The organism is Sphingopyxis sp. DBS4 (assembly GCF_024628865.1).
Lineage (GTDB): Bacteria > Pseudomonadota > Alphaproteobacteria > Sphingomonadales > Sphingomonadaceae > Sphingopyxis.
Genome location: NZ_CP102384.1, coordinates 106,825 through 130,000, shown reverse-complemented (window position 1 = coordinate 130,000; position 23,176 = coordinate 106,825). Strand labels below are relative to the sequence as shown.

Here is a 23,176-nt window from a genome sequence, read left to right as displayed (position 1 = left end):
TCCGCTTTTGCGTCATCTGCGACAGCGCGCCCATCACCGCCGTGCCCGAATCGCAGGTGACCGGCGATTTGGTCATCACCTCGTCGAGACTGCGGTCGAGCGCTTCGGGGCCATAGGAGGACATGAGTCGTACCAGATCGCGCTCCGAAAATATGCCGACGATCGAATCGCCCTCCACCACGGGCACCGCGCCGATGCGGTGCTGGGCGAGCAGATCGATCACCGCGCGCACCGTATCGCCCGGCCGCGCGGAAATCACCGCGCTCACGCGTCCGTGAAGAATCGCTCCGATCGTCATAGGTGCCGCTCCCTTGTTTTCGTCCGTTGCCGGCAAAGCCTAACATGATTCGCGGCAATGCCGAAACCGGCTTCTGTCCCCTGCCCCTGCCCGGCGCCCCATTGCCGCTTGGCCTTCACGCCCGCTTGGTTCATGGAAGGCCCATGGTCAAACACTCGCCGCTCGACGACCGCTCGACGTCGGATATCGCCTGGGCGCGCTATCGCCGGCTGATGCGCGGCATGGCGCTCGTCTCGTTCGTGGCGGTGATCGTCGCGCTCGCCTGGCTGCGCTATACGCTCGGCGACCAGTTCACCATTCACATGGTCATCGCGACCGCGGCCGGCGTCGGCCTGTCGGTGATGCTCGGCGCCGCGCTGATGGGGCTCGTCTTCCTGTCGAGCGGCAGCGGCCACGACGAGGCGATCGAAGACCCGTTCGCAGACGATCCGGACATGAATCATGACCGATAGGGCCGTCGATTCGCCCCCGCGCGACCCGATTTTGCGCGTCGTCCCCCGCCCCGCCGACATCAACGCCAACGGCCATATCTTCGGCGGCTGGGTGCTGAGCCAGATGGACATCGCCGGCGGCATCGTCGCGGGGCGCGCGGCGCAGGGCGCCGTCGCGACGGTCGCGATCGAGACGATGGAATTCATCGCGCCGATCCTGCTGCGCGACATCATTTCCATTTACGCGCATATCGAACGGCGCGGCCGCACGTCGCTCGCGATTCGACTCGAAGTCGTCGCGACCCGCGACCGCGGCGAGAATGAGGTGAAAGTGACCGAGGGCGTCTTCACCTTCGTCGCGCTCGACGCGAATCACCGCCCGCGGCCGCTGCCGCCCACCTGACGGCTATTTCACGCGAAACGTCTGAACGATCCTGTCGTTCGCCGGAACGCGAACGCGCCACACCCACGAATCGCCGCGCCGCTCCCATCCCTCGGGCTCAGGGTCGATGCGCAGAGGGATCAGCATCTCGACCTCGGCATCGAAGGGCCGCGCGTTCGTCAGCGTGACCTGCCACAGCCGGCGCGCCTTGTCGTCGGGATCGACCTGCACGACGGTCTGCATCTGCACCGCGGGGCTGGCTGCGATGTCGTAATCGACGCGCTCGTCCTTCGCCTTGTCCCCGATCTTCGCCTCGCCAACGAGCAGCCGACGTCCGCCGACCGTCTCGAACACCGTCGCCATGCCCGCGGGCAGCGCGAAACCGAGCCCGTCCGATTCGCGATTCTGCACCCGCAGCCGCATCGTCAGCGGCACGGGACGTCCGCCATAATATTGAGAGAGCGTCCCGGCATAAAGCTGTTCGACCGCGACCTTGTCGCTCGCGAGCAGCGCGACCTGCTTCTGTCCCTTCGCCGACACGTCGACGCGGAACGGGATGCGATAGAATTTGAGGTCGCCGAGATCCTCGGGCGGCGGCGGGGGTGGAGGTGGCGGCGGAGGTGGTGGTGCCGGCGCCGCCACAGGGGCCGCCCGATAGGCAAGGCGGTCAACGCGCTGCGCCGTGACGGTCACCTCCTCATCATAGGCCCGCTCAACCTCGATGATCGGCGGCAGTTCCCACAACGGATGGGTGCTGGTGATGTCCATCGGCCAGCATTTGAGCACCAGCGGACCCGGCGTGCTACGCGGCAGCGGCGGGCTGTACATCTTGTTGAGCCGCCCCGCGATCACGTTCATCTGCGCCTTGGGAAAGCTCGTCACGCCGCCGTTGGCGACGGTGATCCAGCCGGTCAGCCCCAATGTCTTGCCGTCGGCGGCACGGTCGGCGACATAGTTCGCCGCCCAGTCGAACCCCTCGGCCAGATAGAGGAGCTGGACGGTCACCGTCCGCGCCGCCTTGCTTTCGACGAGCACCGACAGCGTCGGTTTCGCCGACAGATCCTTCGGCACGCGGGCGTAGAGCATCCGCTCGGGAAGCCCCGAACAGCCGAGCGCTTCATACCCGCTCGCGGTCTGGACGATCACCCCGCCCGTCGGCCCGGCCTGAATCAGCGCCTCCTGCTCAACGACCTTGCCCGTCGCACGGTTCGTGCGCCGCAACGTCACGCTGCGCTTCAGATAGGCGTCGACCAGCCCGGCGGGGGAGAGCAACCGCTCATCGCGATTCTTTTCGATCACCCCGTCGGGAAGTCCGCTCACGACCGCGGTTTCGGGAAGCAGCCCTTCGGCCACGCCCTCGAAGCGCAGCACCGACACGCCGGCCGGAAGCGTCACCTTGCGCGTCTCGGTAATGAAGGCGAATCCCTGCGGCCATTTGGGATCGATCCCGCCGCCGCCGCGATTCGGCGCGCGATAGACGGTCACCGCGACATCGGCGATCTGCGCCGAGACGACAACCGGCCGCGCGGGCGCCGCGGTCTGGGCGAGCGCCGGCACCGGCGCCAGCAGCGCCGCCGCAACGATCAGCAGGGGCCAGGCCCGCGCCATGCCGCCGCCCTCAATAACGCGTGTCGAAAGTGGCGGTCAGTTCGGCCTTGCCGTTCGCGTTCACCGGCACCTGCCATTCGACGCGGTCGGCCGAGACGCGTTCGCTCTTCAGGCTTTCGTCGGCGATCCGCACGTCGCCATAGAGCCCGTCCTGTGCAACGAGCACGGTCACCGGCTCGGGCCGCGCGTTGCTGACGACATATTTCATCTTCGTCACCCAGCGCGAATCGCCCTTGCGGGTGCGCGAGACGACGGTCGTCTGCACCTTGACGTCGAAGGCGTCGCCGGTGCGGAGCGACATCGCCGAGCCCATCGGCGTGTGGCCGATGCTGTTCTCGCCGATGAATTGCGGATCGCCGCGCGCGTCGCGCATATAAACGCGAATCGTCCCCGCCGGGAGCTGGTCGCCGAGCCCGCCCTGCTTCGAGGTCGAGAAGCGCAGCACGCTCGCGGTGCTGACGGGTTCGGTACTGCTGCCGAGCCAGTTATTGACGAACTCATAGGTCGAGCGTGCGGGCGCCCCCTTCACGTCGAGGAAGCTCACCTGCTTCTGCTGCGCATTGGCGATCGTCGTCCGCTCGGCGAGCGGGTAGAGATAATAGTCGCCGAGCCGCTCGCGATCATTGCTCTCGGTTCCCGCCGAATCCATCGCGCCGCCAAGCTGGCGGAAACCGCCGCCCCCGCCGGGGTTGCCCGCCACAAGCAAGGTGCGCGCATTGGTGAAGGTCGTGCCGGTGCTGTTGGTCAGCGTCACCCAGCCCTGAATGTCCATTGCGCCCTTCGCGGCGTCGAACAGCGCGACATAGTCGGCGGTCCAGCCGAGATTGGGGGTCAGATAGGAGAGGCGCGCCGGAACCGTCCCCGCATCGGCGGCGTCGACCGTGACCGACAGCGTCGGGCGCGCGCGCAGATTGGGCGGCAGGCGGTCGAACACCGCGCGCACTGGCAGGCCGTCGTCGCGCAGCACCTCGATCCGCTCGCCGATCTGGAGCACGATGCCGCCGTTCGCCGCGAGCACCTTCGCGCGCTCGCTCCGTTCGGCGCCGGTCGCGGGATTCGTGCGGACGAGCGTGATCGACTGGCCGACCGCCTTGTCCATCAGCTTGTCGGGGGTGAGCAGGTCGAAATCGAAATTCTGCTCGACGATACCGAGTCCCGGACCCGACAGCGTCACCGTCTCGGGCCGGATGCGCGCCGAAACGTCCGGAAATTCGATGCGGTTGCGGCCGCGCGTGACGCTGAGCTGGCGCTCGTCCTGCACCAGCGACTGGCCGTTATTATATATAGTGACGGCAACATCGCCCTGCGCGTTGCCTGTGGCGGGATCCTGCGCCGCGGCGGGGGGGCGGGCGCCAACGCCAGCGCCAGGAAACAAGGGACTGTTAAAGCGCGCATAAAAAGCTCCCCCGAACGACTGTCCGGGGGAGGCTATGGCATGTGCTGTGTAAAAACCAGCGCAAAATCGCGAGCTTATTCGGCCGCTTCCACCCCGGTATCGCGCGCCGCCAGCGTGCGGCGGGTGCGGCGCGGCTTGGGCGCGGGCGCTTCCGCAGCGGTATCGGCGCTTTCCGCGGCATTCGCTTCGGGGGCAGGTTCGGGACGCCCGATCGCGGGCGGCAGCACCGCGGTGTCGATACCGGCATTGCCCTCCTCGGCATCGGCGGGGCGGGCGCGGCGCGGACCGCGGCGATTGGCGCGCGGCGCGGGGGCCGCCTCTTCGGCCGCAGCTTCGCCGCCATCTTCGGCATCGGGCTGCTGGGCACGGTTTTCGTCGCGGTCGCGGCGGTTGCCGCGTTCGCGCGGCGAACGATTGCCGCGATTATCGTCCTCGTCGCGGCGTTCACCGCCCTGACGTTCGCCACCATTGCGATCACCGCTCTGCCGCTCGCGATTATCGCGACCGCTCTCGGTGCGTTCGGCGGGTACATCGGCCTCGAAGTCGCTGTCGTCATGGCCGTCGAAATCCTCGACGCCGCGAATTTCGCGATGGCGCTCGGGGCTGCGTTCCTGTCCGTTCGCTGCGGCCTTTTCTTCCTGGCGAGCGCGGAAGTCGCTCAGCACGCGGAAATAATGGTCGGCGAACTGGAGATAATATTCGGTCTGGACCCGATCGCCCGAAAGCTGCGCGTCGCGCGCGAGATTGCGGTATTTCTCGATCATCTGGGCCGCGTTGCCGCGCGCGCGGCTGTCGATGCGATTGGCCTGGTCGGCACCACCCCGGCCGCCCGATTGCGAGCGATTATTGTTGCTGCCGTTGTTGTTGCGGCCGCGACGGCGACCGCTCTGTCGGTTGTTCATGTTCAACTGAGACATCCTGATAAGCTAATAAGCTACGCCAACCCCTTTTGGCCGACCGCGCCATTTGCGCGTCGCGCCCGCGCTGTCCGCGCGGTTCTTGCCCTTTACCGCTTGCGCCGGGCCCCACGGCCCCGCACCAGCATCGTAAGTGGGAAACAGACCAGCCGGACCGTCGAGGGAACCGTGCCGGGTCTGTGAGCCCGCCCCTACAGCGCTTTGCGGCGGAAACCAAGCGAATAATTGTGCGGGTCTGTCAGGCGCGGGTCAGCAAAAGCGCCCTGTCGCGGCCGCCCAGATCCTGTCTGCATCGGACGGCAAATCCCGCTGCTTCGGCAAGCTCGGTTACCGATATGCGTTGCCGGTGCCCGATTTCAAGGATCGCCATGCCATCCGTCGTCAGGAGGCGCGGCAGATCGGGGATGATCCGGCGGTAATCGTCGAGCCCGTCGACACCGGCGAACAAGGCTTCGGCCGGCTCGTGATCGGCGACGTCGGGCATCAGCGTTTCGGTCGCGGCAATATAGGGCGGATTGCAGAGAATGAGGTCGAACGGCCCCTCCACCCCCCTGCCCCAATCGCCCGGCAGGAACGACGCGCGGTCGGCGAGGCCAAGCCCTTCGGCATTGTCGCGAGCATAAGCGAGCGCATATTCCGACGCATCGACGCCAAGCCCCGTCGCATCGGAAAACTCGCTGAGCGCCGCGAGCAGCAGCGTGCCGGGCCCGGTTCCGAGATCGAGAATCCGGCGCGGCCAGCCGCCCCTTTCACGGTGGATATCGAGGCAGGCCTCGATCAGCGCCTCGCTGTCGGGACGCGGAATCAGCACGCCGGGACCGACCTCGACGCGAATCGTCCAGAAATCGCGATAGCCGACGATATAGGCGATCGGTTCGTTCGCCATGCGCCGCGCGACGAGGTGAACATAGATGTCGGGCACCCTATGGCGTGCCGGATCGAGCAGGAGCGCCTGCCGCTCGATCCCCAGCGCATGCGCCATCAGCAATTCGGCATCGAGCCTCGGGGTATCGCTGGTTGCCGACAGAAGGCTGGTCGCGGTGCGGAGATTGTCGCCGATACCCCCATCGCGGCTAGCCATCGCCCAGCCCCGCCAGCCGCTGCGCCTGATCCTCGGCGATCAGCGCGTCGATCAGCTCGTCCATCGCTCCTTCCAATATCTCGGGAAGGCGGTGGAGAGTCAGGTTGATGCGGTGATCGGTCACCCGGCCCTGCGGGAAATTATAGGTGCGGATGCGTTCGGAGCGATCGCCCGACCCGACCATCGACTTGCGCGCCGACGCCTCAGCATCGTGCACCCGCGCGCGTTCGAGGTCATACAGCCGCGCCCGCAGCACCTGCATCGCCTTGGCGCGGTTCTTGTGCTGGCTGCGCTGGTCCTGCTGGATCACGACGAGGCCGGTCGGGATATGGGTGATGCGGATCGCCGAATCGGTGGTGTTGACATGCTGGCCGCCCGCGCCCGACGAGCGGTAGATATCGATCTTGAGGTCGCGTTCGTCGATCGCGACATCGACCTCCTCGGCCTCGGGCAGCACCGCGACGGTCGCGGCGCTGGTGTGGATGCGACCGCCGCTTTCGGTGACGGGGACGCGCTGGACGCGATGAACGCCGCTTTCGAACTTCAATTTGGCGAACACGCCCTGCCCCGCGACGCTGGCGACGACTTCCTTGTAACCACCGACCTCGGCCTCGTTCGCCGAGATCAGCTCGACCTTCCAGCCCTGCGCATCGGCATAGCGGCTGTACATGCGGAGCAGGTCGCCCGCGAACAGCGCCGCCTCGTCGCCGCCGGTGCCGGCGCGGATTTCGAGCATCGCGGCGCGCTCGTCGGCGACGTCCTTCGGGAGCAGCTTGATCGCGAGGTCGTGCTCGGCGGCCGGCAGCGCGGCCTCGACTGCGAGGAGTTCCTCGGCCGCCATCGCCTTCATTTCGGGGTCGGCGAGCATCTCGGTGAGCGACACGAGTTCGCCGCGCAACCGCGTCACTTCCCCGGCGGCTTTCGCGACGGGTTCGAGCTCGGCGAACTCCTTCGACGCCGCGACGAAATCCGCGGGCGCCATATCGCCCGTCGCCATCCGCGCCTGCAAAGCGGCGTGGCGCTCGATGATCGCATCGATCTGTTTTTCGGGAATGCTGACCATGTCGCCTCCCCTACTTCGTCATTCCCGCGAAAGCGGGAACCCAGCTGCAACGGCTGCAGAAAAAACAAAGGTCGGAGCTGGGTCCCCGCTTTCGCGGGGATGACGAGGAAGGGAAATGCATCAATCGCGCACCGCACGGACGGTCATTTCGACCTCTTTTGCCCGCTCGCCGTCGCCGCGCACGTTGATATGCGCCGCGCCGTCGCGGGTGCCGACCGAGACCAGTGCGTGCGCCGGAATCTTCGCCGCCTTGTCGAAGCGCTTGCGCGGCGAGCCGGTCGCGACGATCTCGGTGGCAAACCCCGCGGCGCGCAGATCGGCGAGCGTCCGCATCGCGCGCGCAAGCTGGCCGTCGTCCTCGACCGCGATCACCGCGTCGAGCCGGGTGTCGATCACATCGTCGGCCAGCAGCATCGCCAGCCGCTCGATCCCCGCCGCCCAACCGACCGCCGGGGTCGGCGGCCCGCCCAGAGTCTCGATCAACCCGTCGTAACGCCCGCCGCCGAGCACCGTGCCCTGCGCGCCGAGCCGGTCGGTGACGAATTCGAACGCGGTGTGGCGATAATAGTCGAGCCCGCGCACCAGCCGCGCGTTGCGCTCCCACGCGACCCCCGCCGCGTCGAGCCCGGCGGTCACGGCGCCGAAGAAATCCTGCGCCTCGCTCGTCAGATAGGCATCGATGTCGGGGGCGCTGTCGGCAACCGGGCGGTCTTGCGCATCCTTGCTGTCGAGAATGCGGAGCGGATTTTTGTCGAGCCGCGCGAGGCTGTCTTCCGACAGCTCACCACGATGGCCCATGAAATGCTCGACCAGCGCCGCGCGCCACGCCTCGCGGCTGTCCGCATCGCCCAGCGTGTTGAGCGTCAAGGTCACCCCTTCCGCGACGCCCAGCTCCCTTAGAAGCTGGTCGGCGAAGATCAGCAGTTCGGCATCGGCAAGCGGGCTGTCGCTGCCGATGATTTCGGCGTCGAGCTGATGGAACTGGCGATAGCGGCCCTTTTGCGGCCGTTCGTAGCGGAACAGCGGGCCATGCGTCGCCACTTTGAGCGGCGCGAACTGCTGCCAGCCATTGGTGATATAGGCGCGCGCGATCCCCGCGGTAAATTCGGGACGCAGCGTGATCGATTCGCCACCGCGATCCTCGAAGCTATACATTTCCTTCGACACGACGTCGGTCGTTTCGCCCAAAGACCGCGCGAACACCGCGGTCGGCTCGATCACCGGCACCTCGACCCGCTTGAAGCCATAAAGGCGGCGCACCCGGTCGAACGCATCGACGACATGGCCGAAGCGGTCGGCGAAATCGCCGAGCATGTCCTGAGTGCCGCGCACCGGCTGCGGCGTCGGGATTTTGGCGGATTTGTCCTTGCTCATGGCGGCGGCGTCTAGTCGATTTTGCATATTGCGCAAAGCCCCCTCTCCCCTTGCGGGAGAGGGATGCGAAGACTTGGCAGCTTGCTGCCTAGTCGAAGCTGGGTGAGGGGTTGCGAGCCGCTGGCTCGCGCGGTCGCTGAGCGACCGCAACCCCTCATCCAACTGCGCCTAGACGCTTCGCGCCAAGGCTGCGTATCCTTCTCCCGCAAGGGGAGAAGGTTGTAGAAAAGAGCATTTCCCGGCAGAGAGCCATCATGAAAAAGACACGCTTGATCGCAGCCGCTCTGATTGCTTTCGCCCCTGCGCTCCACGCGCAGGACGGCAACAGCCGTCCGCAGCCGGTCGTCCAGCCGCACGTCATCCCGCTGCCCGTCGACAAGCCCTGGTCGGGGACGATGCTGCTCAAGGTCGATGCCACCGATTATATGCGCGGCATCTTCCGCGTCCGGCAGACAATTCCGGTCGCGAAAGCGGGGAAGCTCACCCTGCTCTATCCGCAATGGCTGCCCGGCAAGCACGCGCCGCGCGGCGCGATCGCCGAGATCGCGGGCTTCAAGGCGAGCGCGGACGGCAAGCCGCTCGTCTGGACGCGTCAACCGACCGATGTCTATGCCTTCGACATCGACGTGCCCGCAGGCACCAGGAGCATCGACGTCGCCTTCGACTTCCTGTCGCCAACGCGGACGAGCGAAGGCCGCGTCGTCGTCACCCCGGCGATGATGAACCTGCAATGGGAGCAGGTGAGCCTCTATCCCGCAGGATATTTCACCCGCGACATTCCGGTGCAGCTCGACGTGACGCTGCCCGACGGCTGGACCGGCGCAGCGGCGCTCGACGGGCTCAAAATCTCGGGCAATCGCTACAGCTATGCGCCGACGAGCTACGAGACGCTGGTCGACAGCCCGATGTTCGCGGGCCGCTATTACCGCAAATGGGATCTGGGGCAGAATGTCACGTTGAACGTCGTCGCCGACGAGGCCCAATATCTGGGCGCCAAGCCCGACCAGATCGCGCGCCACGCCGCGATGGTGGCGGAGGCGGTGGCGCTGTTCGGCACCCGCCATTTCGACCGCTACGAATTCCTGCTCGCGCTGACCGACGAGCTCGGCGGCATCGGGCTCGAACATCATCGCAGCAGCGAGAACAGCAGCAGCCCCGATTATTTCACCAAATGGGACGAGGGCGAGACACTGCGCGGCCTGTTGCCGCACGAATTCACCCATAGCTGGAACGGCAAATACCGCCGCCCTGCCAAGCTCTGGACCCCCGATTTCCGTACCCCGATGCAGGGCAATCTCCTCTGGGTCTATGAAGGGCAGACAAGCTTCTGGGACTTGGTCCTCGCGGGCCGCTCGGGGATGCAGTCGAAGGACATGATCCTGTCCGAATGGGCGACCAACGCCGCCTTTTACAGCGTCCAGCGGGGTCGCGACTGGCGGTCGGTCGAGGATACGACGCTCGACCCCGTGATCGCGGGACGCAAGGCGCGCGCCTTCCCCAGCGCGACGCGCACCGAGGATTATTACAACGAAGGCTCGCTGATGTGGCTGGAGGCGGACATGATCATCCGCCAGGCGACGAACGACCGGAAAAGCCTCGACGATTTCGCGAGGAGCTTTTTCGGCGGCAAGACTGGCGACTGGGGCGAGGTCACCTATGACTTCGACGATGTCGTGGCGGCGCTGAACGCCGTCCACCCCTACGACTGGGCGAAATTCCTCCACGAGCATATGCAGCTCCCCGGCCAGCCCGCGCCGGTCGCGGGGATCGAGCGCGCGGGATACCGCCTCGTCTGGCGCGACACGCCGAACGCCTATGATCGCGGCCGCATGGCGCGCGCGAAGACTTACGACCTCACCCATTCGCTCGGCATGGTGATCGACAAGGACGGCGTCGCGGGCAGCATCCTGTGGGACGGCCCCGCCTTCCGCGCCGACATCGTCAATGGCACGAAGATCGTCGCGGTCGACGGCGTCGCCTATGCCAAGGACCGCATGGAGGCCGCGATCCGCGCCGCGACCGACGGCAAGACCCCGGTGAGCCTGCTCGTCGAGCGCGGCGGACGCTATCGCACGGTCGATATCGACTATCATGGCGGACTGCGCTGGCCGCACCTCGAAAAGGCCGGTGCCGGGCCCGACTGGTTCGACCGCCTGCTCGCGTCGAAGCGGGCGCTCTGACGTGAAGATACGCCCTCCCCTGAAGGGGAGGGCAGCGAGACTTGCAAAGTTGCTCCCGTGCGCGGGACCCTTTTCGTGTGTCCCCGCGAAGGCGGGGACCCATCTCCGGCGGTTCCATCTCGCACCGGCCGGAGATGGGCTCCCGCCTTCGCGGGAGCACGCGGCTTTTAGATGATGGGAAGGGCTTAATGGCCTCGACTTTCCGCGCCATCCGGCGCTAAAGGCGCGCGCGATTCCAAAAATACAAAAGGACATCTCCCATGCGCATCGACCTGATCCCTGCGGGCGACAGCCCGCCCGACAGCCTGAACGTGCTGATCGAAGTACCGATCGGCGGCGAGCCGGTGAAATATGAGTTCGACAAGGCGTCGGGCGCGCTGTTCGTCGACCGCTTTCTCCACACTCCGATGCGCTATCCCGCCAATTACGGCTTCATCCCGCACACGCTCGGCGACGACGGCGACCCGCTCGACGCGCTGGTCGTCGCGCGCACCTCGGTGGTCGCGGGCGCGGTGGTCAAGTGCCGCCCGATCGGCGTGCTCAAGATGGAAGACAATGCCGGCGGCGACGAAAAACTGCTCTGCGTCCCCGTCAGCGCGACCTTTCCCTATTACGACAAGGTCAGGACTTACAAGGACATGCCCGAGATCGTGCTCCAGCAGATCGAGCATTTCTTTGCCCACTACAAGGATCTCGAACCCGGCAAATGGGTCAAGCTCGGCGGCTGGGGCGACGTCGACGAGGCGAAGCAGATCATCCTCGACGGGATCGAGCGCGCGAAGGCGCAGGGGGTTTAACCACCCCTCCAGCCGTCATTGCGAGGAACGTAGTGACGAAGCAATCTCCAGCTATCTTTCCGATATGGCGATAGCTGGAGATTGCTTCGCTTTGCTCGCAATGACGAATTTCAGGAACTTGGCGACTCGTCCTGTTCGACCAACCGCACATCCTGCCGCGGATAGGGGATGCGGATCCCTGCGGCCTTGAACCGTTCCCATATCCCCAGGAACACCTCGCCCTGGATATTGCCGAGCCCCGATTCGGGGTCCGATATCCAGTAGCGCAGTTCATGCTCGACCGCGCGTTCGCTGAAGGCGGTGATCCACACCACCGGTTCGGGATCGGCGAGGATGCGCGGATTGGCCTTCGCGACCTCGACGATGATCGCCTGCGCCGCGCGCAGATCGCATTCATAGGCGACGGGAATGCGCATCCGCACTCGCACGTCGCGGCTCGAATAGCTCCAGTTCTCGACCGGCTGGGTCATCAGCAGTTCGTTCGGGATCAGATGCTTCTTGCCGTCGCGGGTGACGACATTGACCGCGCGCACCCCGATCTTCGCGACCCGCCCGACATTGGGCACGCCGCCGGGCAGCGGCCCGCTGCCCATCGACGCGGCGTCGCCGACGACGATCACGTCGCCGGGCTGGATCGAGCGGTCCATCAGCAGGATGATCCCCGCGATCAGATTGCCGACCGTCTTCTGCAGGCCAAAGCCGATCGCGAGCCCCGCCGCACCCGAAAAGACCGCGAGCGTCGTCAGGTCGATGCCGAGCAGGTCGATGCCGAGCAGCAGCGCGAAGGAGAAGAGCGCGATCGCGATCAGCTTCTCGGTGAGCAGCCGCTGCGCCTGGTCGATCTGGGTGTTGCGGCGCAGCAGCCATTTGATCGCGCGCATCACGAGCTTGACCCCGATCCACAGCAGCACCGCGACGATGATCGCCGAGACCAGCCCATAGAGCGACAGGCGGTAGGAGCCGACGTCGAGCCCGATCGCCTGCATCGCCTCGACGACACGGCCGACGCTGTCGCGCAGGCTTTCCCTGGCGCTCATAACGCCGCGAAGCCGCGTTCGAGGTCGGCGATCAGATCGGCGGGATCCTCGAGCCCGATCGACAGGCGGACGAGCGCATCGGGATCGGTCCAGCGCGTCGCGGTGCGGATCGTCTGCGGATCGCCCGGCACGGCGAGGCTTTCATAGCCGCCCCAGCTGAAGCCGATGCCGAAATGCGCGAGCGCGTCGATGAAGCGCGCGCGCGCCGCGTCGTCGGCGCCCTTCAGCGTGAAGCCGAACAGGCCGCTGGTCCCCGAAAAGTCGCGCGACCAGAGGGCGTGGCTCGCATCATCCGGCAGCGCCGGATGCAGCACGCGCCCGACCTCGGCGCGGCCGGCGAGCCAGGTCGCCACCGCAAGCCCGTTCTCGCCGTGCCGCGCCAGCCGCACGTCGAGCGTCCTGAGGCCGCGCAGGATCAGCGCGCAATCGTCGGGCGAGACCGCCTGGCCGAGCTGATAGGTCGCATGGCGCAGCTTCGGCCACACCGCTTTCGTCGCGGTCAGGCTGCCCATCATCGCGTCGCTGTGGCCTCCGACATATTTGGTGAGGCTCATCATCGTCACGTCGACGCCGTGCGCGAGCGCGGGGAAGAGCCAGGGTGTCGCCCAGGTATTGTCGAGCATCGTCAGCACGCCCCGCGCGCGCGCCGCTGCGGTGATCGCGGGAATATCCTGCACTTCGAAGGTCAGGCTGCCCGGCGATTCGAGGAAGATCAGCTTCGTTTCGGGCTCGATCAGATCGGCGATATCGCTGCCGACCAGCGGATCGTAGAAGCTCGTCCGCACCCCCATCCGCGCGAGCATGCCGGTGCAGAAGGCGCGCGTCGGCTCATAGGCGCTGTCGACCATCAGCAGATGGTCGCCCGGCGACAGCAGCGCGAGCAGCCCCGCCGAAATCGCCGCGACGCCCGAGGGATAAAGCAAGCTGCCCTCAGCCCCCGGCTCCATTCCGGTCAAGGCATCGGCGAGCGCCCAGACCGTCGGCGTTCCGCGCCGACCATAATAGAGCTTGTCGTGCGTCGCATGGCCCCGCGCCTTGAGATCGGCGATATTGTCGTAAAGGATCGTCGAGGCGCGCCACAGCGGCGGATTGACGACCCCGCCGCCGAGCCGCGGATCGCCCGTCCATTCGGGCCGCCGCCCGCCCTGCACCAGCTTCGTCGCGGGGCGGAGGCTGTCATCGTCGCTCTTGCTCATTGCGTCTTGTTAGCGCGCCCCTACGCAAAATCCAGTAGCGGCCCGCCGAGACCGAGGATCAGCCCGCCCGCCGAGCAGACCGCCAGCATCAGGGTGATCCCGAGCCGGAAGCGGAAAAGCAGCACGAAGGCGAGGATCGAAAGCAGCACGGCGGCCAGATCGATGCTCGACAGCACGGGCGCCTCGACGCCCCACGCCGTCCGATCGAGCCGGCGGAACAGCACGTGGAGCGCGAACCACAGCGACAGATTGGCGATCACCCCGACGACCGCCGCGGTCACCGCCGCGAGCGCGCCCTTCAGCCCAGCCGCGCGTTCGAGCCGGTCGATCCACGGAGCAAAAGCGAAGATCCACAGGAAACAGGGCGCGAAGGTCACCCACAGGGTCAGCCCGGCGCCGAGCATCGCGGCAACGAGCGGGGTGAAGGGCGCAGCGTCGCGCCACGCGGCGAGGAAGCCGACGAACTGGGTCACCAGGATCAGCGGCCCAGGCGTCGTCTCGGCCAGCCCCAGCCCGTCGGCCATCTCGCCCGGCCGCAGCCAGCCGAAGCCGTTCACCGCTTCCTGCGCCATATAGGCGAGCACCGCATAGGCGCCGCCGAAGGTCACGACCGCGAGTTGCGAGAAGAAGGCACCGATGTCCCACAGCACATGGTGCCGCCCGAGCGTCGCGAGGATCAGGAGCATCGGCGCCGCCCAGATCGCGCCCCACAGCCCGATCGCGCGCAGGCTCTGCCGCCATGCCGAGCCGGCAGGCGGCGCGGAATGGGCCTTGGCCGACGCCAGCTTCAGCCAGTCGGGTCGCCAGCGTGCCGCCGCCCAGCCGATGAGCAGCGCAGCCAGCACAACAAGCGGAAAAGGCAGGGCAAGCAGCGCGATCGCCACGAAGGACAGCAGCGCCACGGCGCGCAGCAGTGGCGTCTTCAGCGCGCGCCCGGCGATGCGGAGCAGCGCCTGCACGACGATTGCCAGCACCGCCGCCTTGATGCCGAGAAACAGCGCCGCGAACCAGTCGAGTCCCGCCGCCATCACATAAAGCAGCGACAGGCCGAACATGACGAGCGCGCCGGGGATGATGAACAGCAACCCCGCCGCAAGGCCGCCGCGAAAGCCGTGCAACCGCCAACCGATCCAGGTTGCAAGTTGCTGCGCCTCGGGACCGGGAAGCAGATGGCAGAAATTGAGCGCGTGAAGAAAGGTCGTTTCGTCGACCCAGCACTGTTCATCGACGAATTCGCGGTGCATCAGCGCGATCTGCCCGGCGGGACCGCCGAAGCTCAGGAGGCCGATGCGGGCATAGGTGCGGACCGCCTCGGCGAAGGTCGGCATTGCAGGTACGGAAGGGTCGGTCATCGTCACGCTTCTCCAGCCGGCCAAAGCCGGGTGAAAAAGCAACGCTTGGGCGAATGCCTGACCGGGGGGTTGCCTCGCCCCGATGCCCGCAGATTAGCTCCGGGCACCGGGGTTGGACAAGCAAGAAAAAGCCGCGCGACCCCAAAGCCGCGCTGCGCGCTCCTTACGCCGCGCCGGTCGCCTTGGGCGTCGCCGGGTCGGCGCCCCATTCGGTCCAGCTTCCGTCATAGACCGCGACATCCTCCTTGCCGAGAAGATGCGCGCCAAAGGCGACGACGGTCGCGGTCATGCCGCTGCCGCAGGTGGTGATCAGCGGCTTGTCGAGATCGACGCCCGCCGCGTCGAACGCGGCCTTGAGGTCATCGCCGCGCTTCCACGTACCGTCGCTATTGAACAGGCTGCTGTGCGGCAGGCTGACCGAACCCGGGATATGGCCGGGCGCCATGCCCGGGCGCGGGTCGCGTTCCTCGCCGGTGAAGCGCGCCGCCGGGCGTGCATCGACGACCTGCTCGCTGCCGCCAGCGATATTTTCGAGCACCTGTTCCTTGGTCCGGACCGCCTTCGCGTCGCGCCACACGGTGAAGTGACGATGGCGCAGCGTCTGCTTGCCCATTTCGAGCGGGCGCCCCTCGGCCTTCCATTTGGCGAGCCCGCCGTCGAGCAGCGCGACGTCGTGGGCGCCGAACAGCTTGAGCAGCCACCAGGCGCGCGCCGCGCTCTTCAGCGGGCTGTCGTCGTATATCACGATGCGGCTGCCGTCGCCGAGCCCGAGCGACTGCATGCGGCTTGCGAATTTCTCGGCGGTCGGCGCCATATTCTCGATGGTGCTGTTGGTGTCGGCCAGTTCGGCCAGGTCCATGAACACCGCGCCGGGGATGTGCCCCGCCTCATATTCCGCGCGCGCATCGCGATCGGTTCCGGTCATGAATTTCGTCGCATCGACCACCCGCAGGTCCGATGCCCCCAGTTCGCGTTCCAGCCAGTCGGTTGAGACCAAGGCGTCCATGTCATGCTCCTGTTGCGACCGCGCGGGAACCTTCTTGCCTGTCCCTCGCCGCGATCAGTCCTGCGTCGCTCTCTTCTTTCCGGGGACGGCAAGCCTATGCCCCGGCGTGCCCTTTTTCAAGCACGGTCGCGGTCTGCCCCAGTCCATGCTGCACTGCAACAGAAAACCTATTGAATGCGCCGGATCGCGGTCGTTCGCGCGCCCGGCCGATTGACGACCAGATTGGGGTGGTCGAGCGGCAGCGGCGCGAGCTTCTCGCTTCCGCTCGCGCCCTGTTCGCGGCCGAGCACGAAACTGCCGGCATTCTGCCCGAAGGCATCGCCCTCGCCGTCCCAATGATAGGTGACGTCGAAGACGAGCACCGGGATCAGCATCGGCTTGCCCCCGATCATCAGCGGCTCGACCGCGGCGCGCGGCAGCATGACCTCGGTCGCGACCTGCTCGCCCGCCCCCGGCGCCAGCGCCATATCGGCGCGCAGCACGCTGCCCCCCGCGCCGTCGAAGAAGCGCGCGAGCACCGGCTCGGTCATCGCCGACCCCTGGTTGAGTGCGATGCGGATCATCAGCCCGGTCGCCGCGACCGGTCCTTCGTTCTTGAGGCCCAGCGTGAAAGCAACGATGAGCTGCTCGCTCGTCATGCGGATGCCGCGAATGTCGAGCGTCATCGCCACCTGCGCGCGCTGTTCGGCCGTCGGGCGCGTCACCAGCGGCGACGGGACGGGTTGGGCCGGTGGCGCCGCGGGCTGCGGGCGCGGAGCGGGCGGCGCCACGGGCGCGGCGCGGCGCGGCGCGGGAACGGGATCAACGGCACGCGGCATAGGCTGCGGCGGTTCGGACTCGCCAGGCGCATCGCCTGCCAATGCCGGACGGCGGCGCCAATACCAGATGCCCGCGCCGACCGCGACGAGCCCGGCAAGCAGCCACGCCCACAGCGGCGGATTGCCGTCACCGCCAGTCGCCGGAGCCGCGCCATCGCTAGGCGACGCCTCCGGCACCGGCGCGGTCGGATCGACCGAGAAGCCGGGCGTGGCGGGCGACGGCGCTTCGACGGCCGGTGTCGCCGAATCGGGAGCCGCCGCCACGGGCGCGGTGGGCTCGGGCGCGCTGGTCGCGGGCTCGGGTGCGGCGCGCGGCGCGCTCGTGGCCGCAGGCGGCGTATCGCGGCGTGCGGTGGGCGCAGATGGAGCGGGCGTCGGCGCCGGCCGGGTCGGAACTACCGTTGGTGTCGTGGTGCGCGGCGCGGGAGCAGGCGTCGGCGCCGGAGTCGGCGGGCCGCGCCGTTCCCCCGGAGCGAGCGGCGGCAGGCCGTTGTCGGACGGTCCCTGCACGCCCGATGTCCGCCCGTCGTCGGCAGGCGGCAGGCGGAAGGTCGAGGTGGGTGCGGGCGTCGGCGAAGGCGCGGGGCTCGGCTGCTCGGTCTGCGCGGCCGCGGGCGGAAGCCCGCCCGCCACCAGCGAAGCCGCCAGCGCCGCCAGCGACAAGCGCGCCGCTCTTTCCCCTCGCCCGAGTTTTCGCACCGTCATTTTCCGAATCCGCAATCCCGTACTGGCCATTCCGCTGCGCCGCTGAATCGGCGCTGAACCCCGGTCCCCCGTCGTTCGCCGGTGATCCGGGATGACTTCGGGATGACAGGGGCCGCGCTGCGCACTAGACGGTTTCCATGTCCGATTCCAGCCATCCCCCGCTCGCGCCGAAACATCTCGGCCAATCCAGCGAACTGCCTGCCTCGCCCGAGGCGGCGGCGCTCGACTATGTCCCCAATCCGCGCCCCGGCGATCTCTATCTCGTCCGCTTCGCCGCGCCCGAATTCACCTCGCTCTGCCCGGTGACCGGCCAGCCCGATTTCGCGCATCTCGTCATCGACTATGCGCCGGGCGAAACGATCGTCGAGTCGAAGAGCCTCAAGCTGTTCCTAGGCTCGTTCCGCAATCACGCGGGCTTCCACGAGGATTGCACCGTCGGCATCGGCCGCCGCCTGTTCGACGAGATGCGGCCGAAATGGCTGCGCATCGGCGGCTATTGGTATCCGCGCGGCGGCATTCCGATCGACGTCTTCTGGCAATCGGGTGCCCCGCCCGCGGACCTCTGGCTCCCCGATCAGGGCGTCGCCCCCTATCGCGGGCGCGGATAATCGGATTTTTCAACGAAATTCATCGAATTTCATCTTTCCGTCATCAAATATTGACATTAGTGTCAACGCCATGACCGCCGCAGCCCTTCCCCACGACCATGACATCAAGGTCGGTCCCGACGCGATCGACTTCATGGGGCATGTCAACAATGCCCATTATCTGAGCTGGGTGCAGGATGCGGTGCTGGCGCACTGGCGCAAGATCGCGCCGCCCGAGGCGGTCGCGCAGCATCTGTGGGTCGCGCTGAAGCACGAGATCACCTATCGCCGCCCCGCCTTCCTCGACGATCAGGTCATTGCGACCGTCATCCTCGAAAAGGTGCAGGGCGCGCGCGCCTTCTACGAAACGATCATCAAGCGCGGCGAGGACGTGCTCGCCGAGGTCAAGTCGAGCTGGTGCTGCATCGACGCCGAAACGCTGCGCCCCGCACGGCTGGCCAGCGACGTGATCGCGCGCTTCTTTCCGGGCGAGAAGGTCTAGGATTTAGGCTTCGGCCCGTTAGCTTTGGGATGGAGAGCGGCCGTAACCTCCTCTCCCCTTGAGGGAGAGGATAGCGCAGCTTGCTCCCCTGGGAGCTAGCGAAGCTTGGAGAGGGGGGCGACGCCAGCGGACGCAAAACCCCCTCTCAACTTCGGCTAGGCAGCAAGCTGCCAAGCCTTCGTATCTCTCCCTCAAGGGGAGAGAGTATGATCCTTACATATGCCCGCTTCCGGTCGCTAGCGGCCCTACGCCGCCTCGAACCGGATCGGCAACCGCTTGAGCCCGCCGACGAACACCGATTCGACCCGCGCCGGTTCGCCCGCGAGTTCGAGGCTCTTCAGACGCGGCAGCAATTCCTCCATCAATATCCGCATCTCCATCCGCGCGAGATGCTGGCCGAGACACACATGCGCGCCGAAGCCGAAGGCGATCTGCTGGTTCTTCGCGCGGTCGGGATCGAAGCCGAAGGGGTCATCGAAGATCGCTTCGTCGCGGTTCGCCGAGACATAGTTCAGCATCAGCCAGTCGCCCTCGCGGATCGTCTGCCCGCCGATCTCGACATCGGCCTTCGCGCTGCGCATGAAATGCTGGACCGGGGTCGTCCAGCGGATCGCCTCCTCGATCAGCCCCGCTTTCTCGGCCCTCGCGTCCTGGAAGCGCGCGAACAGCGCCGGATTCTTCGCCAGTTCCATGATCGCGCCCGCGGTCGAGGCGCTCGTCGTGTCGTGCCCGGCGGTCGCGACGATCATGTAATAGCCCGCCAGCTCACGGTCGGGGATCCGGCCGCCGTCGATCGTCGCATTGGCGATTACCGTCGCAATGTCCTCGCGCGGATTGGCGCGGCGGTCGGCGGTGAGCTCGCGGAAATAATTTTCGAAATCGGCAATGACATAATGGAGCATCGCGATCGCCTGCTCGGCGCTCGTTATTTCGACCTTGTTGCGGTTGAGTTCGGGGTCGGTCGACCCGAAGAGCTGCTGCGTCAGCATCAGCATCCGCGGCTCATCCTCGGCCGGAACGCCGAGGATATCCATGATCACGCGCAGCGGATAATGCGCCGCGACGTCGCGCGCAAAGTCGCATTCGCCTCCCAGCGACAACATATGCTCGACCGCGGCGCGCGCATGGTGGCGGACGCGCTCTTCGACTATCTTCAGATTCTTGGGCATGAACCAGCTCTGCGTCAGCAAGCGGTATTTCATGTGATCAGGCGCATCCATCTGCACCAGCGAGCGGATCAGGTGGCCGTCGTTCCCCGGCGTCGCGGCGCGCGCCAGCGCCTCGCCCTCGCGATTGGTCAGCACGGTCGGGCGGATGGCGCTGGCGAAACGCTGGGGGTCGCGGCCGATCGCCATGATGTCGGCGTGGCGCGTGACCAGCCAGAAGGGGTCGTGATCGGGGTTCTCGGCGACCGCGAGCGGCGCGTTGGCGCGCGCCCAGGCAAGCTGTTCGTGCAGCGCGTCCCATTCGCCATAAGCGGCGGGGTCGACGACGGCGGCGGATACCTCTCCGGGCAATATAGGTTTTGTCATGCAACCGAAGCTGCCTCAGTTTTCGTCGTCTGTCGAGAGCCATGGACCGCTCGCCGAAAGGGGCCGTTGCGTGGACCCGGGCATCGGCGTAGCCCGGTCCGCATCATAACCGGGGATCGCAGCCATGAAAATTTCGACACGCCTTCTGCTCGTCAGCGCCGTCTCGGCGCTCGGCCTCTCCGCCTGCGCGACGCAGCCGGGGGTCGCGCCGCCCGCGCCACCTGTCGCGCTGATGCCGGCGCCGACCGGCGCGCCGCTCGATGCCAGCGTGCCGAGCCAGCTTCCGCGCATCGCGCGCCCGCTCCATTACGACATCAGCGTCACGCCCGATGCGAAGGCGCTCACCTTCACCGGCGACGCGGCCATCGATCTCGAACTCTATGCGCCCTCGGCGACGATCGTGATGAACGCGCTCGATCTCGATTTCGCGGACGCAACGCTGACCGGCCCTGACGGCAAGCCGATTCCGCTGACCGCCGCGATCGACGCCACGGCGCAGACAGTGACCTTCACCGCCCCCGCGCCGATCGCGCCGGGCACCTATCGCCTCGCGACTCATTATAGCGGCATCATCAATACTCAAGCGAACGGCCTTTTCGCGCTCGATTATCCCGACAAGACGAGCGGCGCCGACACGCGCGGGCTGTTCACCCAGTTCGAGGCGCCCGACGCACGCCGCTTCGTCCCGAGCTTCGACGAACCGAGCTACAAGGCGACCTTCAGCCTGTCGGCGATCGTCCCGGCCGACGACCTCGCGGTGAGCAACATGCCCGTGGTGAACGAAACGCCGGTCGAGGGCGGCCGCAAGAAGGTGACCTTCCGGATTTCGCCGAAAATGTCGTCCTATCTCCTCTTCTTCGCGACCGGCCCGTTCGAGCGGCTCGCCAGGAAAAGCGAAAGCGGTGCCGAGGTCGGCATCGTCTCGCCCAAGGGGTCGGGCGAACAGGCGCGCTTCGCGCTCGACAGCCTCGCGCCGCTGCTCACCTATTATGGCGACTATTTCGGCCAACCCTATCCGCTGCCCAAGCTCGACAATGTCGCGGGGCCCGGCCAGTCGCAATTCTTCGGCGCGATGGAGAATTGGGGCGCGATCTTCACCTTCGAGCGCATCCTGCTCGACGATCCAAAGATCACCAGCGAAGCGACGCGGCAGGACATCTATGCCGTTCAGGCGCACGAGGTCGCGCACCAATGGTTCGGCGATCTCGTCACCATGGCGTGGTGGGACGATCTGTGGCTCAACGAAGGCTTCGCGAGCTGGATGGAAACCAAGGCAAGCGACCATTTCCACCCCGACTGGCAGCCCTTGCTCGGCCGCGTCGGCGGGCGCGAGGCTGCGATGAGTCTCGATGCTTTTGCAACGACGCACCCGATCGTCCAGACCATTCGCACCGTCGAGGATAGCAATCAGGCGTTCGACGCGATCACCTATCAGAAGGGCGAAGCGGTGATCACGATGCTCGAGGCCTATGCCGGGGCCGACAAGTGGCGCGACGGGCTGCGCGCCTATATGGCGCAGCATAAATATGGCAACACGCGCACCGACGATCTGTGGAACGCGGTCGAGGCGGCGGGCGCGACGGGGCTGACCGCGATCGCCCACGATTTCACGGGCCAGCCGGGCATCCCGCTGCTGCGCGTCGGCGCCATCGCCTGCGCGGGCGGAACCACGACCGTCCAGGTCACGCAAAGCGAATTTTCGCGCGACCGCAAGGACAGCATCGATGCCGAGGGGCGCCGCTGGCAGGTGCCGGTGCTGGCGCGCGCCGGTGACGGCGCGGTGGCGCGGCAGGTGATCACGGGCGGCGCGGGGACGCTGACCCTGCCCGGCTGCGGGCCGGTGCTAATCAACGCGGGACAGGCGGGCTATTATCGCACCCTCTATTCGCCCGCCGCGCTCGCCGCGCTGCGCGGCCGCTTCGCCAGCCTCGCGCCGATCGACCAGCTCGGGCTGCTCGGCGACAATTTCGCGCTCGCTTATGCGGGCTATCAGCCGATGGGCGCGGCGCTCGACCTGCTCGCCGCGGCGCCGGAGGCAGCGAACCAGAAGCTGACCGGCGACGTCGCGGGCCGTTATGAAGCGCTCTACGACCTCTTCGACGACCAGCCGGCGGTGCAGAAGCAGATCGCGGCGCGCGGCGCCGCGGCGCTTGCGCCGGCGATGCGACGGCTCGGATTCGACGCGCGGCAGGGCGAACCCGCGCTCGACAGCGTGCTGCGTTCCGATTTGATCGGCGCACTGGGGGCGATCGGCGACGCCACGGTGCTTGCAGAGGCACGCCGTCGCTTCTCCTTGCTCGACCACGATCCAGCGGCGCTCGACGGAGCGCTCAAATCGCGCTGGCTCGGCATCGTCGCGGCCCATGCGGGCGCGGCCGAGTGGGACAAGCTGCGCGCCATGGCGAAGGGTTCGAAATCGGCGGTCGAACGCAGCACTTTCTATACGCTGCTCGGCAACGCCAAGGACACGGCGCTCGCCAGGCGCGCGCTCGACCTCGCGCTGACCGACGAGCCGGGCAAGACGACGAGCGCCGCGATCATCGGCGCGGTCGCCCGGAATCACGCCGAAATGGCGGTCGATTTCGCGCAGGCCAACCAGGCCGCGGTCGACCGGCTGATCGACGCCTCGGCGCGGGCGCGCTTCCTCGCCGGGCTCGCCGCTTCCTCGACCGATCCGGCGATGGTCGCCAAGCTGGAGGCAATCGCGGCACCGCTGCCCGCCGACGTCCGCAAGCCCTATGACAAGACGATCGCGACCCTCAAGGAACGCAGCGTCAGCCGCCCGCGGATCAAGGGCGAGGTCAGCGCCTGGCTGAAGGGGAAATAGGCGGCCGAAACCATCCTGTCTTCGTCATCCCCGCGAAGGCGGGGATCCAGCTTTCCGGCATCGCGTTGAAGCTGGACCCCCGTCTTC

The 23,176-nt window shown here is 67.1% G+C and carries 20 protein-coding genes (1 of these 20 cut by a window edge); 7 read left to right on the top strand and 13 right to left on the bottom strand.

What is annotated here, in order from left to right:
• Window positions 1-298 carry the 5' portion of a CBS domain-containing protein gene (locus NP825_RS00560; RefSeq protein WP_257547534.1) on the bottom strand. 128 nt of this gene lie to the left of the window's left edge, so only the first 298 of its 426 coding nucleotides appear in the window; its start codon is at window positions 296-298; the stop codon falls past the left edge of the window.
• 143 nt (window positions 299-441) lie between these two features.
• On the opposite strand from NP825_RS00560, the gene NP825_RS00555 reads away from it, so the two are divergent.
• Window positions 442-750, top strand: a complete 309-nt coding sequence (locus NP825_RS00555; RefSeq protein WP_257547533.1) for a hypothetical protein — start codon at window positions 442-444, stop codon at window positions 748-750.
• Window positions 740-1,132: an acyl-CoA thioesterase gene (locus NP825_RS00550; protein ID WP_257547532.1), complete on the top strand. Its 393-nt coding sequence runs from the start codon at window positions 740-742 to the stop codon at window positions 1,130-1,132. Before NP825_RS00555 ends, NP825_RS00550 begins: the two co-directional genes overlap by 11 nt.
• 3 nt (window positions 1,133-1,135) lie before the next feature.
• Here NP825_RS00550 and NP825_RS00545 read toward each other — a convergent pair whose 3' ends face one another.
• The 6 genes from NP825_RS00545 to hisS all read right to left on the bottom strand — a co-directional run bounded on the left by NP825_RS00545 (window position 1,136) and on the right by hisS (window position 8,550).
• Window positions 1,136-2,719 carry a DUF4139 domain-containing protein gene (locus NP825_RS00545; protein WP_257547531.1) on the bottom strand — a complete coding sequence of 528 codons (1,584 nt, stop codon included), beginning with the start codon at window positions 2,717-2,719 and terminating at the stop codon, window positions 1,136-1,138.
• A gap of 10 nt (window positions 2,720-2,729) precedes the next feature.
• Window positions 2,730-4,094, bottom strand: coding sequence for a DUF4139 domain-containing protein (locus NP825_RS00540; RefSeq protein ID WP_257547530.1), 1,365 nt, complete (start codon window positions 4,092-4,094; stop codon window positions 2,730-2,732).
• Window positions 4,095-4,189: 95 nt separating this feature from the next.
• Window positions 4,190-5,017: a DUF4167 domain-containing protein gene (locus NP825_RS00535; protein ID WP_257547528.1), complete on the bottom strand. Its 828-nt coding sequence runs from the start codon at window positions 5,015-5,017 to the stop codon at window positions 4,190-4,192.
• A 253-nt stretch (window positions 5,018-5,270) separates the two neighbouring features.
• On the bottom strand, window positions 5,271-6,113 hold the full coding sequence (gene prmC, locus NP825_RS00530; protein ID WP_257547526.1) for a peptide chain release factor N(5)-glutamine methyltransferase: 843 nt from the start codon (window positions 6,111-6,113) through the stop codon (window positions 5,271-5,273).
• Window positions 6,106-7,176, bottom strand: a complete 1,071-nt coding sequence (gene prfA / locus NP825_RS00525; protein WP_257547523.1) for a peptide chain release factor 1 — start codon at window positions 7,174-7,176, stop codon at window positions 6,106-6,108. Before prfA ends, prmC begins: the two co-directional genes overlap by 8 nt.
• Before the next feature lie 120 nt (window positions 7,177-7,296).
• The gene (gene hisS / locus NP825_RS00520; RefSeq protein WP_257547521.1) at window positions 7,297-8,550 is read right to left on the bottom strand and encodes a histidine--tRNA ligase; all 1,254 of its coding nucleotides are present in this window, start codon (window positions 8,548-8,550) and stop codon (window positions 7,297-7,299) included.
• 254 nt (window positions 8,551-8,804) lie between these two features.
• On the opposite strand from hisS, the gene NP825_RS00515 reads away from it, so the two are divergent.
• A complete protein-coding gene (locus NP825_RS00515) occupies window positions 8,805-10,730 on the top strand; it encodes a M61 family metallopeptidase (protein ID WP_257547519.1) in 1,926 nt (641 codons plus the stop codon).
• Window positions 10,731-10,990: 260 nt separating this feature from the next.
• On the top strand, window positions 10,991-11,527 hold the full coding sequence (ppa, locus tag NP825_RS00510) for an inorganic diphosphatase (protein WP_257547516.1): 537 nt from the start codon (window positions 10,991-10,993) through the stop codon (window positions 11,525-11,527).
• Between the two features lie 110 nt (window positions 11,528-11,637).
• Here the strand turns inward: ppa and NP825_RS00505 are convergent, their stop codons facing one another.
• From NP825_RS00505 to NP825_RS00485, 5 genes are all read right to left on the bottom strand, one after another.
• Window positions 11,638-12,564 carry a mechanosensitive ion channel family protein gene (locus NP825_RS00505; protein ID WP_257547514.1) on the bottom strand — a complete coding sequence of 309 codons (927 nt, stop codon included), beginning with the start codon at window positions 12,562-12,564 and terminating at the stop codon, window positions 11,638-11,640.
• On the bottom strand, window positions 12,561-13,760 hold the full coding sequence (gene metC / locus NP825_RS00500; protein ID WP_257547512.1) for a cystathionine beta-lyase: 1,200 nt from the start codon (window positions 13,758-13,760) through the stop codon (window positions 12,561-12,563). Before metC ends, NP825_RS00505 begins: the two co-directional genes overlap by 4 nt.
• 20 nt (window positions 13,761-13,780) lie before the next feature.
• Window positions 13,781-15,112, bottom strand: coding sequence for a chromate efflux transporter (gene chrA / locus NP825_RS00495; RefSeq protein ID WP_257547509.1), 1,332 nt, complete (start codon window positions 15,110-15,112; stop codon window positions 13,781-13,783).
• Window positions 15,113-15,275: 163 nt separating this feature from the next.
• Window positions 15,276-16,118 carry a 3-mercaptopyruvate sulfurtransferase gene (gene sseA, locus NP825_RS00490; RefSeq protein WP_257547507.1) on the bottom strand — a complete coding sequence of 281 codons (843 nt, stop codon included), beginning with the start codon at window positions 16,116-16,118 and terminating at the stop codon, window positions 15,276-15,278.
• Window positions 16,119-16,285: 167 nt separating this feature from the next.
• Complete coding sequence (locus NP825_RS00485) at window positions 16,286-17,641, bottom strand: hypothetical protein (RefSeq protein ID WP_257547505.1); 1,356 nt, start codon at window positions 17,639-17,641, stop codon at window positions 16,286-16,288.
• A 137-nt stretch (window positions 17,642-17,778) separates the two neighbouring features.
• Between NP825_RS00485 and queF the strand changes: the two genes are divergently transcribed.
• Together queF and NP825_RS00475 are read left to right on the top strand one after the other, a co-directional pair.
• Window positions 17,779-18,249 (top strand): preQ(1) synthase, encoded by a 471-nt coding sequence (gene queF, locus NP825_RS00480; RefSeq protein WP_257547503.1) that lies wholly within the window; start codon window positions 17,779-17,781, stop codon window positions 18,247-18,249.
• Window positions 18,250-18,319: 70 nt separating this feature from the next.
• Window positions 18,320-18,730 (top strand): thioesterase family protein, encoded by a 411-nt coding sequence (locus NP825_RS00475; RefSeq protein ID WP_257547501.1) that lies wholly within the window; start codon window positions 18,320-18,322, stop codon window positions 18,728-18,730.
• Window positions 18,731-18,975: 245 nt separating this feature from the next.
• Here NP825_RS00475 and NP825_RS00470 read toward each other — a convergent pair whose 3' ends face one another.
• Complete coding sequence (locus NP825_RS00470) at window positions 18,976-20,262, bottom strand: cytochrome P450 (protein WP_257547499.1); 1,287 nt, start codon at window positions 20,260-20,262, stop codon at window positions 18,976-18,978.
• Window positions 20,263-20,386: 124 nt separating this feature from the next.
• On the opposite strand from NP825_RS00470, the gene NP825_RS00465 reads away from it, so the two are divergent.
• Window positions 20,387-23,089: a M1 family metallopeptidase gene (locus NP825_RS00465; RefSeq protein ID WP_257547496.1), complete on the top strand. Its 2,703-nt coding sequence runs from the start codon at window positions 20,387-20,389 to the stop codon at window positions 23,087-23,089.
• Window positions 23,090-23,176 lie beyond the last annotated feature (87 nt).

Excerpts from the sequence above, each read along its gene's own strand:
- NP825_RS00465 (WP_257547496.1), top strand. The coding sequence starts at position 20,387 with ATGAAAATTTCGACACGCCTTCTGCTCGTCAGCGCCGTCTCGGCGCTC.
- NP825_RS00550 (WP_257547532.1), top strand. The coding sequence starts at position 740 with ATGACCGATAGGGCCGTCGATTCGCCCCCGCGCGACCCGATTTTGCGC.
- NP825_RS00485 (WP_257547505.1), bottom strand. The coding sequence starts at position 17,641 with ATGACGGTGCGAAAACTCGGGCGAGGGGAAAGAGCGGCGCGCTTGTCG.
- NP825_RS00475 (WP_257547501.1), top strand. The coding sequence starts at position 18,320 with ATGACCGCCGCAGCCCTTCCCCACGACCATGACATCAAGGTCGGTCCC.
- hisS (WP_257547521.1), bottom strand. The coding sequence starts at position 8,550 with ATGAGCAAGGACAAATCCGCCAAAATCCCGACGCCGCAGCCGGTGCGC.
- NP825_RS00515 (WP_257547519.1), top strand. The coding sequence starts at position 8,805 with ATGAAAAAGACACGCTTGATCGCAGCCGCTCTGATTGCTTTCGCCCCT.
- queF (WP_257547503.1), top strand. The coding sequence starts at position 17,779 with ATGTCCGATTCCAGCCATCCCCCGCTCGCGCCGAAACATCTCGGCCAA.
- NP825_RS00535 (WP_257547528.1), bottom strand. The coding sequence starts at position 5,017 with ATGAACAACCGACAGAGCGGTCGCCGTCGCGGCCGCAACAACAACGGC.
- NP825_RS00545 (WP_257547531.1), bottom strand. The coding sequence starts at position 2,719 with ATGGCGCGGGCCTGGCCCCTGCTGATCGTTGCGGCGGCGCTGCTGGCG.
- prfA (WP_257547523.1), bottom strand. The coding sequence starts at position 7,176 with ATGGTCAGCATTCCCGAAAAACAGATCGATGCGATCATCGAGCGCCAC.
- prmC (WP_257547526.1), bottom strand. The coding sequence starts at position 6,113 with ATGGCTAGCCGCGATGGGGGTATCGGCGACAATCTCCGCACCGCGACC.
- NP825_RS00505 (WP_257547514.1), bottom strand. The coding sequence starts at position 12,564 with ATGAGCGCCAGGGAAAGCCTGCGCGACAGCGTCGGCCGTGTCGTCGAG.
- ppa (WP_257547516.1), top strand. The coding sequence starts at position 10,991 with ATGCGCATCGACCTGATCCCTGCGGGCGACAGCCCGCCCGACAGCCTG.
- metC (WP_257547512.1), bottom strand. The coding sequence starts at position 13,760 with ATGAGCAAGAGCGACGATGACAGCCTCCGCCCCGCGACGAAGCTGGTG.
- NP825_RS00470 (WP_257547499.1), bottom strand. The coding sequence starts at position 20,262 with ATGACAAAACCTATATTGCCCGGAGAGGTATCCGCCGCCGTCGTCGAC.
- NP825_RS00555 (WP_257547533.1), top strand. The coding sequence starts at position 442 with ATGGTCAAACACTCGCCGCTCGACGACCGCTCGACGTCGGATATCGCC.
- chrA (WP_257547509.1), bottom strand. The coding sequence starts at position 15,112 with ATGACCGACCCTTCCGTACCTGCAATGCCGACCTTCGCCGAGGCGGTC.
- sseA (WP_257547507.1), bottom strand. The coding sequence starts at position 16,118 with ATGGACGCCTTGGTCTCAACCGACTGGCTGGAACGCGAACTGGGGGCA.